Origin of the sequence: Falsiroseomonas tokyonensis (genome assembly GCF_019024325.1) — a bacterium.
In the GTDB taxonomy this organism is placed as follows: domain Bacteria; phylum Pseudomonadota; class Alphaproteobacteria; order Acetobacterales; family Acetobacteraceae; genus Falsiroseomonas; species Falsiroseomonas tokyonensis.
On the sequence record NZ_JAFNJS010000001.1, the window covers coordinates 373716 to 387020 of the forward strand.

Below are 13305 nucleotides of genomic sequence, written 5' to 3' on the forward strand. Positions count from 1 at the left end.
GCCTCAGAACTGGAAGTAGAGGAAGGGCACCGCGGCGCGGCTGTAGAGCAGCACCATGGCGATCAGGAAGGCGGCCAGCGGCCAGGTGGCCCAGACGAAGCTGGCCACGGCGCCGCCCGCCTGGGGCCAGAACCCGCGCCGGCGCAGCCCCGCCAGCAGCAGCGGCAGGTAGACGAAGAAGATGGCGAGCCAGAGGGTGCCGATTCGGTCCGGCGTCAGCTGCCAGGCCAGCGCATCGGACAGGCCGCCGCCGTTCAGGCCCAGCATCCCGGCATAGATGGCGAAGGCGCCGGCGAGGTCCGTGGCCCGGAAGATGACCCAGCCGATCATCACGCAGAGCAGCGTCAGCAGATGGCCGACCAGCCAGGGCATGGGCCGCCGGGGCGCGCGACGGTCGACGCCGCTGCGCCGATCCTCCCCCGGCAGCGGCTGCGGGAAGGCATCGCGCCGGTCTTCGGCCCGGCGGTTCGGCCGCTCCGCCCGGGCGGCTTCCTGCCCCCGCGTGCTCCAGGCCCGGTGCAGCGCCAGCAGCGCCCCATGCCAGATGCCCCACAGAAGAAAATTCCAGCTGGCGCCGTGCCAGAAGCCGCCGATCGCCATGGTCAGCAGCAGGTTCACATAGGTGCGCGCCACGCCGTGGCGGTTGCCGCCCAGCGGGATGTAGAGATAGTCGCGCAGGAAGCTGGACAGTGTCATGTGCCAGCGCTGCCAGAAGGCCTGGATCGAGCCGGCCAGGTAGGGATCGTCGAAGTTGCGCGGGAAGTGGAAGCCGATCATCCGGCCGAGGCCGATGGCCATCAGCGAATAGCCGGCGAAGTCGAAGAAGAGCTGCAGCGTATAGGTGACGGCGGCCAGCCAGGCATCGGCGGCGGAGGGTGCGGGCAGCGCGAAGGCGGCATCCACCACCGGGCTCAGCGTATCCGCCAGCACCACCTTCATGGCGAAGCCGACCATGAATTCCCGCGACCCGGCGCCGAACTGCGCGAGGCTGTGCTTGCGGCCGCGCAGATCGGAGGAGACATCCGAATAGCGCACGATGGGGCCGGCGATCAGCTGGCTGAACAGCGCCTTGTAGGCCGCGTAGTCGAGCAGGCTGTGCGTCGGCTTCACCGTGCCGCGCTGCACGTCGACCAGGTAGCTGACCGCCTGCAGCACGTAGAAGGACAGGCCCACGGGCAGCACGATTTCGGCCCAGCCGACCGGCGCATGGCCGATCACCCGCATCAGGTCGTTGAAGGTCTGCACGCCGAAATTGGCGTATTTGAAATAGGCCAGCACGCCGATATCGCCGACGATGCCGAGCGCCATCAGCCGCCGGCCGCGGGCCGATCCCGGCCCGGCGCGTTCGATGGCGAGTGCCACGTAGAAGGTGAAGACCGTGACACCGACCAGCAGCGCCAGGAAGTCCACCCGCCACCAGGCGTAGAAGGCCCAGGAGAAGACGAGGATCAGCGGGTTCCGCCAGCTTCCCGGTGCCGCCATGTAGACGGCAAGGAAGACCGGCAGGAACAGAAAAAGAAACTCGAAAGACGCGAAGATCATGCCAGCCCCTTCAGCCAGGCCTGGAGCAGTTTGGCCGATCATTCCGCCCTATTCCAGGGTGGGTGCGCCGAAATTTGGATATTCGTCCCGGTTTTCTGGCCCGAGGATCCATATTTTCTGGCGGCGGCGCGGTTGGCTGGGCTGGCGCGATGCAGCGCCCGCGCAGGATCTTCGCAAGACCCTGTGCAACCGCTTTGTCCGCCGGGGCCGCATGGGCCTGTTCAGCCGCAGCTTCGCGGCACTGGCTGGCGGGGCAGATGAACGACCAGAAGGGTGCCGAACGACAAGGAAGAACCGGAAGCGGCGGACCCCCTGCGACAAGGCGCTCTGCCGCGCCGCCGCGCGATCGCCTCGAACACTGCGGCCGCATCGCAACCGGCCACGATCGATGCGCTACCACCTTCCTTGGCGCCACCCTGCGAGCTGGCCAAGCGGACGGATCGCGCTCTGGCAGTCATGATGCTGGAGCAGCCGATGCCCTATTTCGGCTCCGCCGAGAGGGTCAGCAGCAGGTCGGGCTGGGCGTCGAGCACCGCCTGCGGCCGGGCGATGTGCAGCGCCTCGCTGATCACGCATTCCGCCACCAGCCAGCGCAGCCACCAGCCGAGCTGCGCCGGGCTGGCACTGCCGCCAAGGCCGGGTTCGGCCAGCAGCACCACCCGCCAGGGCAGCGGCGCGCCGGCGGCGGACCAGGCCTCGAGGCCCGGCAGAACCTCTCCCAAGGCCCGTGGCGGCGGCTGGTCCGCAAAAATCTCCGCGGTCAGCGCCGGCTCCGTCTCCGCCACCGCGACGCCGAGGAAGGAGACGGCGGGGGCCTCGCCGGGCTCCTGCGCGACCTCGCGCCGGGGCAGCGCGGCCAGGTCGGCGCGGGCCACCAGGCCGGCGGCGCGCGCCAGGCCAGCCGCCGCTTCGGGCTGGCGCAGCTGCAGCACGCGCAGCAGGGTGGAAAGCACCGTGAGCCCGCCTTCCACGGTCAGGCGCTGGCCATCCTGCCGCCAGAGCACGCCGGGATTGGGCTGAAGGGCAAAGGCGTGCCGCAGCGGCACCCAGTCCTGCGCCAGCAGCGGCCGCGCCGCGGCCATGGCCTCCAGCGGTGCCAGGCCGGCGGTGGGCCCAGGAGGGGGGGAACCAGGGGCGGGGCCGGCGCCCAGGACGGCTGCGCGGGAGGGCAGCAGCAGATGCAACACCGGCACCTGCGCCGCCGCGGCTATTCCGGCCAGGCGATGCAGCGTGCCGAGCGGGAAGGGCAGGTCGGGTTCCGGAGCGGGCACGGTGGGGGGCGGCGCGGGTGGCGCGGCGGGGGGCGGCGAGGCGCGCACCGGCTCCGGCGGGGCAGCGGGCGGCGGCGGGGCGGCGGGCGCCGGCTCCGGCATGGGGGCGGGCGGCGGGGGCGGCACGGGTGCCGGTTCCGGCATCGGCGCTGGCGGCGGGGGCGCAACAGGCTCCCGCGGGAGCTCGGGCATGGGCTCCATCGTCGGCTCCAAGCCTGCCAGCGCCTCCAGCTGCTCCCGCATGCGCCGGGTCATGGCCAGGGTGGTGGCCGCCTGGCGGCCGGGCAGCACGGCGCGCACGCGCAGCCGGCCCTCCAGGAAATCGGCCGGCGTCAGCGGCATGGGGGCGGGCAGCCGGAAGCCCGGATTGCCATCGTCGCGCGCGACATCCGCCACGCCCTCCGCCAGCACCTCCAGCCCGCGCATCAGCCGGATCAGGGGCCGCGCCGTTCGGTCCTGCGGGTCCGCCGCCCAGCCCACCACCACCTGCCCGTCCCGCAACGCGTCGAGGAAGCCGACCAGGCCGCGCGGCGGGGATTGATTGCCGCTGTCCGACACCGCCGCCCCCTCAGCGCGCCGGGCCGGAGGATCGCCCCGGGATACGGGCAAGGCGGGCGCGGTGCGGCATGGTCAGAGGGCCGAGCGGCGCAGCGGCTCGACCCCGCCGCCCCGCACCAGGCCGCGGCGGCGCAGGCAGTCGGTGAAGGCGCGGCCCTCGGCCTCCTGCCGCGCCTGGTTCAACTGGTCCTCGCTATAAGGCAGGCCGATCACCACGCGGCGCGACAGGTCGGCCACCGCCGGCGCGCGCTGCGCCTCCGCCCGGCATTCGGCATGGGCCGGCGAATTTGCGCTGGCGGCGGGACCCGGCGCGGCGCGCCCACCGCAGCCGGCCAGCAGCAGGATCGCGGCCAGGGACGAAAGAAAGGGTTTCATGCGTCCTGCTCCAGCCAATCCTCGATCAGCCGCCGGGCGATCGAATCCACGCGCGGCAGGGAAAAGCCATGCGCCGCCGGGTCGCGCAACTGGTCGCGCGTGAACCAGCGGGCGTCCTTCAGCTCCTCCGGGTCGATGCGGATCTCATCCGAAAGCCCCTCCGCATGGAAGCCGAGCATGATGGAGGAGGGGAAAGGCCAGGGCTGGGAGGAGTGGTAGAGCACGTCCCCCACCTCGATCGCCGCCTCCTCCATCACCTCCCGCCGCACCGCCTCCTCCAGGCTCTCGCCCGGCTCCACGAAGCCGGCGAGGGTGGAATACATGGCCACGTTCGGGAAACGGTGCGAATGGCCGAGCAGGCAGCGACCCTCGCGCACCACCAGCATGATCACGGCCGGGTCGGTGCGCGGGAAATGCTGCGCGTTGCAGTTGGTGCATTGCATGGCATTGCCGGCGCTGCGCGGCACACATTCATGGCCGCAGACGCCGCAGAACCGGTGCCGGGTGCGCCAATGCATCAGGCCCCGGGCATGCGCCAGGACCGAGGCCTCCCCCGCCGGCAGCAGCCCGGCCACCTGGCGCAGGTCGATGAAGCCGCCCATGCCGTCCGGCAGCAGCGGCAGCGGGTCCTCGGCGGCGGAGCAATCCACGGCGAAGACCGGGCGCTGCTCCCACATGCCCAAAAAGGCCCAGGGACCGCCGGCCATGCGCACGGCCTCCGCCGCGGCGCCGGTCAGCAGCACGGCTTCGGGGTGGCCGTCCTCGACCCCCTTCATCAGGCTGCGGCTGCGCCAGACCGGCGCGAACAGCGTCTCGGGGTCGGCGATCGCCTGGGCGATCCAGTCGGCATCGTCCCGGCGGCTGCCCGCGCGGTCGATCGGGCTGCCTGTATAGGCATTGGGGCGGCTGGCGGGGACGGAGAGCATGGCCGCGGACCCTGCCACGCGGGCGTGATCGGGGCAACCGAGCGCCGGATTCGCCCCCTGGGGCATTGCCCCCAAGGGCCGGAAGCCCGATATTGGCGGCGGAAGGTCGGCGACGGACGTGCCCCTCGCCAACCCGGTCAGGTCCGGAAGGAAGCAGCCGTAACGAGTTCTCGCGCGGGTCGCCCGCCGATCTTCCACCTTTCCCGCGGCCCTGGCATCCGGGCCCCCGATCCCCGGACAGCGCCCCGATGACCAGCGACATTTTTGGCGATCCGGTCGACGAGGAGTTTCCCGAGCCGCCGCAGGACGGGCCGGGCCTGTTCGGCGATCCGGTGCCTGCCGCCGCGCCGCCGGCACCGCCGCCCGCCGCGCCGGCCCCCGCGCCCGCTTTGGCCGGCACGCCCTATCGCGTCCTCGCCCGCAAATACCGCCCAGCCACCTTCGCCGACCTGATCGGCCAGGAAGCGCTGGTCCGCACGCTGAAAAACGCCTTCGCCCAGGGGCGGGTCCACCACGCCTTCATGCTCACCGGCGTCCGCGGCGTGGGCAAGACCACCACCGCCCGCATCATCGCCCGCGCGCTGAACTGCATCGGCCCCGACGGCACCGGCGGACCCACGCCGGAGCCCTGCGGCGTCTGCGCCGAATGCCGCGCCATCCTCGCCGATCGCCACCCGGACGTGCAGGAGCTGGACGCCGCCAGCAACAACGGCATCGACGATGTGCGGGAACTGCGCGAGCGCCTGCGCTTCCGCCCCGCCCAGGGCCGCTTCAAGGTCATCATCCTGGACGAGGTCCATATGATGTCCAACGCGGCCTTCAACGCGCTGCTGAAGACGCTGGAGGAACCGCCGCCGGACGTGAAGTTCATGCTGGCGACGACCGAACTGCGGAAGGTGCCCACCACCATCCTCTCCCGCTGCCAGACTTTTCGGCTGGCCCGGGTGCCGCAGGAGGTGCTGCGCAGCCACTTCGCCCGGATCTGCGACCTTGAGTCCGTGCCGGCGGAGGGCGAGGCGCTGGCCATGGTGGCGCGCGCGGCGGATGGCTCCGTCCGCGATGGCCTGTCCATCCTCGACCAGGCGATGGCGCTGGCGGGGGGCGAGGCGGTGACCGCCGGGCTGGTGACGGAAATGCTGGGCCTCGCCGATCGCGGCCTGGCGCTGGACCTGATGGACGCGCTGATGGCGGGCGACACCGCCGCGGCGCTGGCTTTGTCCGAGGGCGCGCATGCCCGCGGCACGGACCCGGCCGTGGTGCTCTCGGACCTGATGGAGCTGGTCCATCTGCTGTCGCGCATGAAGACCGTGCCGGCGCTGAAGGACGATCCCTCCCTGCCCGAGGCCGAGCGCACCCGCGGCGCGGCCCTGGCCGAGAAGCTGCCCATCCCCGTCCTGGCCCGGGCCTGGCAGATGCTGCTGAAGGGCCTGGCGGAAGTGGCGCAGGACGGCGTGAACCGCCGCGCCGCCGCCGAGATGGTGCTGATCCGCCTGGCCCATGTCGCGGACCTGCCCACCCCCGGCGATCTGGTGCGCCGCCTGACCGAGGCCGGCCCCGCCGCCGCCACGCCGAACCCCGCGCCCGGCGGCGGCGGCGGCGGGCTGCGCGCGATCGCCGGTGGTGGCGGCGGCGGCGCGGCGCTGGCCATGGCGGCGCCCGCCCCGGTCGAGGCGGTCGCGCCGGCACCGGCCATGCCCGCCAGCTTCCGGGAGATCGTGGCCCTGGCCTCCGGCCGGAAGCCCAGCCTGCATGCGCATCTGCGGCTGAACGTGCACCCCGTGCGGATCAGCCCCGGCCGCATCGAGATCCGCCCCCGCCCGGAGGCGCCGCGCGACCTGGCGCAGCAGCTGACCGCCCTGATGCAGGAAGCGACCGGCAGCCGCTGGACCGTGACCCTGGTGAATGAGGGCGGCGAGCCGACGCTGGCCGAGCAGGGCCGCACGGCGGAGGCCGATCGCCTGGCCCTGGCCCAGACCCACCCGCTGGTGCAGGCCGTGCTGGCCGCCTTCCCCGGCGCGAAGATCGAGGCGGTGCGCGATGCCTCCCTCGATGCCTATGGCCTGGCCCCGGCCATGGCGGCCGACCTGGCCGCCGCCGAAGACGGCCGCGACTTCGCCCCGCCCGACGCCGAATCGGCCGGGCTGGATGACGACCTTTCGCAGGAGGACTGAGACCCCATGAAGAACCTCGGCAATATGCTGAAGCAGGCCCAGCAGATGCAGACCCGTATGCAGGAAATGCAGGCGAAGCTGGAGCAGACGGAAGTGGAGGGCGCCGCCGGCGGCGGCATGGTGAAGGTGCTGCTCTCCGGCAAGGGCGACCTGCGCCGCGTCACCATCGACCCGTCCCTGATGGTGGCGGATGACCGGGAGGTGCTGGAGGATCTGCTGGTCGCCGCCCATGCCGATGCCAAGCAGAAGGTGGAGGCAACCATGGCCGAGGAAATGCAGAAGGCCACCGCCGGCATGAATATCCCCGGCGGGCTGGGCGGCCTCGGCGGCCTCAAGCTGCCCTTCTGATTTCCCCACCACTGGCTTTTTTCCCCAACACGTCGCTGCGCGACGCGTCGGGGGCCCCGGAATGGGTGCTGGTCCCGGTGGGTTGCGCGCCCTGCCGTGGCTAAGCCACGGCAGGATTTCGGCGGCCTTCGGGGGCGGGGGCGTCCTGGACTTCGGTGTGAGGAATCGGACGCAAGATGTCTGACCGCGACCCGATCGAGCATCTGATCTCGCTGCTCTCGCGCATCCCCGGCCTCGGCCGGCGCAGCGCGCGGCGGGCGGCGCTGCGGATGCTGATGCGGCCGCAGGAGGCGATGCTGCCGCTGGCCCAGGCGCTGCAGGCGGCGGCGCAGGCCGTCCGGCCCTGCGAAACCTGCGGCAATCTCGATGCGCAGTCGCCCTGCGGCATCTGCCGCGACCCGCGGCGCGACCGGCACCTGGTCTGCGTGGTGGAAGGCGTGGCCGAGCTCTGGGCGCTGGAGCGCGCCCATGCGCATCAGGGCCTGTACCATGTGCTGGGCGGCACCCTCTCGCCGCTCGCCGGCATAGGGCCGGAGGACCTCTCCATCGCCCCCCTGCTCGTCCGCGTGGAGCAGGGGGGGGTGGAGGAGGTGATCCTCGCCTTGCCCGCCACGGTGGATGGCGCCGCCACGGCGCATTACGTGACGGACCGGCTGAAGCCCGCCGGCGTGGCTGTGACGCGCCTGGCCCAGGGCGTGCCGATGGGCGGCGCGCTGGATGTGCTGGACGAGGGGACGCTGGCCGCCGCCCTGCGGTCCCGCCGGCCGGCTTGAATTTCCAGACGCATTTTCCGAGTCGCCTTGCGAAGCCGCAAGGCTTGAAAATGCTTGGGCCCTACCGCTGCGCCACCGGCACCTCGTCGCGCCCATCGCCGATCGAGGGCGGCGGCTCCACCACCCCGCCCACCGGCGCCTTGCGCCGGCTGCCGATGCGACCGGTCCAGGCCCGGGTGAATTCCGCGCCCAGCAGGAAGACCTGGGCCGAGTAGTACACCCACAGCAGCACCACGATCAGCGCCCCCGCCGCGCCATAGCGCGCCGCCACGCCGCTGCCGCCGAGGTACCAGCCGATCAGCACGCGCCCGATGGTGAACAGGAAGGCCGTGACCAGCGCGCCCACCGCCACGTCGCGCCAGCGCAGCCGGCGGTCCGGCAGCACCTTGTAGATGGCCGCGAACAGCAGCGCGGTCAGCAGAAAGGACACGCCGAAATGCAGCGCCCGCAGCACCGGCGCGAATTCGGGAAAGGCCGCATCGGCCCATTGCCCCAGCGCCGCCAGCAGCGCGCTGGCGATCAGCGAGACCAGCAGCAGGAAGCCCGTCGCGCCCACCAGCCCCATGCTCAGCAGCCGGGCGCGCAGCAGGTAGGAGACGGTCATGGAGGGCTCGTCCGTCTTCCAGATCGCGTTCAGCGCGCCCTGCAGCTCGGCGAAGACGCCGCTCGCGGTGATCAGCAGCACCACCAGCCCGACCAGGGCCGGGATGCCCGTGCCCTCGATCCCCCCGGCGTCGCGCACCATGGATTGCACGGCCGCCGCCCCCTGCTGGCCGACCAGGGCCACCAGCTGGTCATCCACCGCGCCGCGCACCATCGCCTCGCCGAAGAAGACGCTGGCGATGCCCACCGCCACCACCAGCAGCGGCACCAGGGAGAACATGGTGTAGCAGGCGATCGCGGCGCCGCGCGTCATCGCCTCGTCGGCGATATAGCCGCGGATCGTATCGGCCAGCAGGGCCCGGGTCCTCGCCAGCAGCATGGGCGTCTCCTGTCACTCACCGGCCAGAACGGTCGGCACCCGCCACGGTTGCGCCGACACCGCGGCGTCTTGGCAAAGCCCGGCCGCTCGCGTAGGCGGGGCCATCAGCACGGAGGCAGCAGGACGTGACGGATATCGAGATCGAGATCGCCGGAGAGGTCTTCCCGGCCCGCTTCGAGGGCCAGGACGCGCCTAAGACCGTCGCCCGCTTCCGCGAGCTGCTGCCCTTCAGCGACCGCATCATCCATGTCCGCTGGTCCGGCGAGGCCTGCTGGATCCCGATGGGGGACCGCGACCTGGGCATCGGGCATGAGAATGCCACCAGCCACCCGGCCCCGGGCCACGTCATCGTCTATCCGGGCGGGGTGAGCGAGACCGAGATCCTGATCGCCTACGGCCCCTGCTGCTTCTCCTCCAAGGCCGGGCAGCTGGCGGGCAACCACTTCCTGACCATCACCAGCGGGCTGGACCGGCTGGCGAAGATCGGGCGCTCCGTCCTGTGGGACGGGGCCAAGAACATCACCTTCCGGAAGGGCTGAGATCATGGGCGTTGCAATGGTTGACCACACCGTCGGCGAGGGCGCGCTCGCCGTCTCCGGCAAGCCGGTCGCGGTGCATTACACGGGCTGGCTCTTCGACCCGAAGGCGGCGGACAACAAGGGGAAGAAATTCGACAGCTCCCGCGACCGGGGCGATGCCTTCCGCTTCCAGCTCGGCGTCGGCCAGGTGATCGCGGGCTGGGACCGCGGCGTGCAGGGCATGAAGGTGGGCGGCCACCGCACCCTGACCATCCCGCCGGAATTCGGCTACGGCGCGCGCGGCGCGGGCGGGGTGATTCCGCCGAATGCGACGCTGGTGTTCGACGTGGAGCTGCTGGAAGTCGGCTGAGGAGGAAGGCCGGGGAGAAGGTATTCTCCCCGGACCCCTCATCTATTTTCGGGAATTGGCGCTGGTCGCGCAGCCAGCTTCCCTCTTGCAGGCCGCGGCCGCGCCTTGCTATCTGCGCCTCCGCATCAAGAGTTGGGCCGACGCCCAACGCCAACCTGCCCGCCCGGGCAAGGTGGCGCCTCCTTCACCGGGGGGATGCGGCCGTTCCGGCAATTATTCGGGAAAGCGCCGCCGTCGGTCCGTTGGTTCTGGAGGACGGCATGCTGGACAGCGCGGGCACGGGCCCGGATTTCTCCCTGTTTCTCGGGCCGGATGACACGGCGGACTTCGTCGGAGCCTGTCATTGGCGAGACCGTGCGGGGCGCGTGCGCCCGGTCCTGCTCTATGTGCTGCTGCACCGGCGTGGCGCGGAGACCTGGACCCATGCCTGCCGCGTGCCGCCGGACCGCCGCACCGGGCACCTGACCCTGCATCTGGAACGCGCCCTGCCCGGCGACCGCCGCGCCGAGCTCGCTGCCTGGCTTCGTGCGGCGGCCGAGGCGATGCGGCGCGATTGACAGCGCCGGCCAGCGCGCGATCCTGCCGGCACAGGGCAGGAACTTCCTCAATGAAACGCAGAAATCTGCTGGCCGCGGCCGTCACGGCCGGGATCGTCCCTGTGGCCAGGGCCCAGGGCCGTCCCGTGCGGCTCGTGGTGCCGGCGCCGCCGGGCGGCGCCATCGACCTGATCGGCCGGCTCTACGCCCAGCGCCTGGCCGCGCGCGGCGGGCCGGGCTGGCTGGTGGAGAACCGCGCCGGCGGCAACAACACCATCGGCGCGGCGGAAGTGGCGCGCAGCGCGCCGGATGGCGCCACCTTCCTGGTGAATGCCGATATCCACCTGATGGGCCGGCGCGTGGTGCCCGGCCTCACCTACGACCCCATCGCGGACTTCACCCCGATCGCCCGCCTGGCCACCGCGCCGCTGGTCATCGTCGGCCATCCCGAGGCCAGCCGCGCCGCCACCCTGGCGGAGCTGGCGGAGCGGATGAAGGCGGAGCCGCGGCGCTATACCCTCTCCACCTCCGGCGCCGGGTCCATGGCGCATCTGGCGGCGGAGGGGCTGAAGCGCCGCATCGGCGCGGCGGAGGCGGAGGTGGTGCACTATCGCGGCACCGCGCCCGCCATCAACGACGTGGTCGCCGGCAATGTGGCCCTGATGGTGGCGCCGCTGCTCTCGGCCCAGCCGCTGATCCAGGCCGGCCGGCTGCGCGCCTTCGCCGTGGTCTCCCCCACCCGCAGCAGTGCCATGCCGGATGTGCCGAGCGTCGAGGAGGCCGGCCTGTCCGGCCTGCATTTCCTGCTGTGGTACGCGGTCTGGGCCCCGCGCGGCTTTTCGCCCGATGCGGCGGCGACGCTGGCGCAGCAGCTGAACGCCATCGGCCGCGAGGCGGAGATCGCGCAGCGCCTGGCGGCCATGGGGGCGGAGGCCTTCACCGGCGACACGCCCCAAAGCTTTGCCGCCTTCATCGCGGAGGAGGATGCGAAAAACGCGCGGATCGCCGAAGCCGCGGGGATCAAGCCTGAATGACGGAGCCCATCCTGGTCGCCGGCGGCGGCATCGGCGGCCTGGCCACGGCCCTCGCCCTGTCGCGCCAGGGTTTTGCGGTGACTGTGCTGGAGAAGGCGGCGACGATGGGGGAGGTGGGGGCCGGCATCCAGCTCGGCCCCAATGCCTTCCACGCCTTCGACGAGCTGGGCATCGGCGAAACCGCGCGCGCCATGGCGATCCAGATCGACCGGCTGCGGCTGATGGATGCGCTGACGGCCGAGGAGATCTGCCATATCGACCTGGGCGCGCCCTTCCGCAGCCGCTTCGGCGCGCCCTATGCGGTGATCCACCGCGGCGACCTGCACGGGGTCTTTTTGCAGGGCTGCCGCGGCAGCGAGTCCATCACGCTGCGTACCTCGGCGGAGGTGGTGGGGTATGAGCAGGATTCCTCCGGCGTCACCGCGCATCTTGCGGATGGCACAAGGCTGCGCGGGCGGGCGCTGATCGGCGCGGATGGGCTGTGGTCCAAGGTGCGGCGGCAATTGGTGGGCGACGGCGCGCCGCGCATCTCCGGCCACAGCACCTATCGCAGCGTGATCCCGACGGAACAGATGCCGGAGGCGCTGCGCTGGAACGCGGCCACGCTCTGGGCGGGGCCGAAATGCCATATCGTCCACTACCCGCTGCAGGGCTGGAAGGCCTTCAACCTGGTCGTCACCTACCACAACGACGCGCCGGAACCCGTCGCCGGCAAGCCGGTCTCCGCCGAGGAAGTCCTGGCCGGCTTCGGCCATGTGCATCCGCTGGCCCGGTCCATCATCCATCAGGGGCGGGACTGGAAGCTCTGGGTGCTGTGTGACCGCGACCCCGTCTCGAACTGGGTGGAGGGGCGCGTGGCGCTGCTCGGCGATGCCGCGCATCCCACGCTGCAATACCTGGCGCAGGGCGCCTGCATGGCGATGGAGGATGCGGTCTGCCTCGCCCGGCAGGTGGCGGCCCATGGCGGCGATGTGGCGCCGGCGCTCACCGCCTATCGCGATGCGCGGCTGCTGCGCACGGCGCGCGTTCAGCTGCAGTCACGCGCCGTGGGCGACCACATCTACCACCCCGCCGGCCCGCATGCGGCGCTGCGCAACAGCATCATGGCCGCGAAGACGCAGGTTGAATGGCAGGACACGCTCGCCTGGCTCTATGGCGGGCCGCAGGAGGAAACGAGATGAGCGATGCCGTGGCGCATGCGATCCGTGAGCTGGTGCTGGCCAACCGCATCCTGGCGCGGGAGGATGTGATCGACGATTTCGGCCATGTTTCCCTTCGCCATCCGGAGCGCCCGGACCGCTACTTCCTGTCGCGCAGCCGCAGCCCCGTCGCCGTGACCGCCGACGACATCATGGAATTCGAGCTGGACGGCACGCCGGTCGCGCAGAACGGGCGGCGGATGTATTCCGAACGCGCGCTGCATTCCGCCATCTTCATGGCGCGGCCGGATGTGATGTCGGTCATCCACCACCATGCGCGCAGCGTCATCCCCTTCACCGTGGTCCGTTCGCTGCAGCTGAAGCCGATCTTCCACATGGGCAGCGTGATGGGGGCGGAGGTGCCGCTCTGGGACAGCCAGCCGGAATTCGGCGACACGAACATGCTGATCGACGACCTGCCGCGCGGCCATTCCCTGGCGCGCGCGCTGGGCGGCAACCGCAGCGTCATGCTGCGCGGCCACGGCGCCTGCAATGTCGGCGCCAGCCTGCGCGCCGCCGTCTTCACCGCCGTCTACATGAAGCACAATGCCGAGATGGTGCTCGCCAGCCTGCCGCACGGTGCGCCCGAATACCTGACGCCGGGCGAGGTGGAGAAGACCGCCGCCATGCTGCTGTCCGACATGCCGCTGGCACGCGCCTGGGACTACTGGATCACCCGCGCGGGCTTTGGCGGCGTGTGAT

At 71.8% G+C, this 13305-nt stretch carries 14 protein-coding genes, 1 other RNA gene and 1 riboswitch; of the genes, 10 read left to right on the top strand and 5 right to left on the bottom strand.

Annotation, left to right across the window (positions count from 1 at the left end; all coding sequences use genetic code 11):
* Positions 1-3: 3 nt before the first annotated feature.
* From J3S20_RS01710 to nudC, 4 genes are all read right to left on the bottom strand, one after another.
* Entirely contained in the window at positions 4-1542 is a 1539-nt protein-coding gene (locus J3S20_RS01710) for an MBOAT family O-acyltransferase (RefSeq protein ID WP_246602229.1), read from the bottom strand.
* A gap of 479 nt (positions 1543-2021) precedes the next feature.
* Positions 2022-3371, bottom strand: coding sequence for a hypothetical protein (locus J3S20_RS01715; protein WP_216834017.1), 1350 nt, complete (start codon positions 3369-3371; stop codon positions 2022-2024).
* A gap of 72 nt (positions 3372-3443) precedes the next feature.
* Positions 3444-3746 carry a phosphoribosylamine--glycine ligase gene (locus J3S20_RS01720; protein ID WP_216834019.1) on the bottom strand — a complete coding sequence of 101 codons (303 nt, stop codon included), beginning with the start codon at positions 3744-3746 and terminating at the stop codon, positions 3444-3446.
* On the bottom strand, positions 3743-4672 hold the full coding sequence (gene nudC / locus J3S20_RS01725) for an NAD(+) diphosphatase (RefSeq protein ID WP_216834020.1): 930 nt from the start codon (positions 4670-4672) through the stop codon (positions 3743-3745). The genes J3S20_RS01720 and nudC overlap by 4 nt, the downstream gene beginning before the upstream one ends.
* A 101-nt stretch (positions 4673-4773) precedes the next feature.
* Here nudC and ffs point away from each other — a divergent pair.
* The 4 genes from ffs to recR all read left to right on the top strand — a co-directional run bounded on the left by ffs (position 4774) and on the right by recR (position 7964).
* Positions 4774-4870, top strand: an RNA gene (gene ffs / locus J3S20_RS01730) — signal recognition particle sRNA small type.
* A gap of 50 nt (positions 4871-4920) precedes the next feature.
* The gene (locus J3S20_RS01735) at positions 4921-6843 is read left to right on the top strand and encodes a DNA polymerase III subunit gamma/tau (RefSeq protein ID WP_216834022.1); all 1923 of its coding nucleotides are present in this window, start codon (positions 4921-4923) and stop codon (positions 6841-6843) included.
* Positions 6844-6849: 6 nt separating this feature from the next.
* Positions 6850-7191 carry a YbaB/EbfC family nucleoid-associated protein gene (locus tag J3S20_RS01740; RefSeq protein WP_216834024.1) on the top strand — a complete coding sequence of 114 codons (342 nt, stop codon included), beginning with the start codon at positions 6850-6852 and terminating at the stop codon, positions 7189-7191.
* A 176-nt stretch (positions 7192-7367) separates the two neighbouring features.
* Entirely contained in the window at positions 7368-7964 is a 597-nt protein-coding gene (gene recR / locus J3S20_RS01745; RefSeq protein ID WP_216834026.1) for a recombination mediator RecR, read from the top strand.
* A 61-nt stretch (positions 7965-8025) separates the two neighbouring features.
* Here recR and J3S20_RS01750 read toward each other — a convergent pair whose 3' ends face one another.
* Entirely contained in the window at positions 8026-8946 is a 921-nt protein-coding gene (locus J3S20_RS01750; protein WP_246602230.1) for a YihY/virulence factor BrkB family protein, read from the bottom strand.
* Between the two features lie 125 nt (positions 8947-9071).
* Here J3S20_RS01750 and J3S20_RS01755 point away from each other — a divergent pair, with 125 nt between their 5' ends.
* The 6 genes from J3S20_RS01755 (at position 9072) to J3S20_RS01780 (ending at position 13304) form a co-directional block, all read left to right on the top strand.
* The gene (locus J3S20_RS01755) at positions 9072-9485 is read left to right on the top strand and encodes a DUF3830 family protein (RefSeq protein WP_216834028.1); all 414 of its coding nucleotides are present in this window, start codon (positions 9072-9074) and stop codon (positions 9483-9485) included.
* A gap of 16 nt (positions 9486-9501) precedes the next feature.
* A complete protein-coding gene (locus J3S20_RS01760) occupies positions 9502-9834 on the top strand; it encodes an FKBP-type peptidyl-prolyl cis-trans isomerase (protein ID WP_246602231.1) in 333 nt (110 codons plus the stop codon).
* 117 nt (positions 9835-9951) lie between these two features.
* A riboswitch (SAM-I-IV-variant riboswitch) is annotated at positions 9952-10061 on the top strand.
* A 33-nt stretch (positions 10062-10094) separates the two neighbouring features.
* Positions 10095-10391 carry a hypothetical protein gene (locus J3S20_RS01765; RefSeq protein ID WP_216834032.1) on the top strand — a complete coding sequence of 99 codons (297 nt, stop codon included), beginning with the start codon at positions 10095-10097 and terminating at the stop codon, positions 10389-10391.
* 50 nt (positions 10392-10441) lie between these two features.
* Positions 10442-11404 carry a Bug family tripartite tricarboxylate transporter substrate binding protein gene (locus J3S20_RS01770; RefSeq protein WP_216834034.1) on the top strand — a complete coding sequence of 321 codons (963 nt, stop codon included), beginning with the start codon at positions 10442-10444 and terminating at the stop codon, positions 11402-11404.
* Positions 11401-12585, top strand: coding sequence for a 3-hydroxybenzoate 6-monooxygenase (locus J3S20_RS01775; protein ID WP_216834036.1), 1185 nt, complete (start codon positions 11401-11403; stop codon positions 12583-12585). Before J3S20_RS01770 ends, J3S20_RS01775 begins: the two co-directional genes overlap by 4 nt.
* Positions 12582-13304: a class II aldolase/adducin family protein gene (locus J3S20_RS01780; RefSeq protein WP_216834038.1), complete on the top strand. Its 723-nt coding sequence runs from the start codon at positions 12582-12584 to the stop codon at positions 13302-13304. Before J3S20_RS01775 ends, J3S20_RS01780 begins: the two co-directional genes overlap by 4 nt.
* Position 13305: the final 1 nt, after the last annotated feature.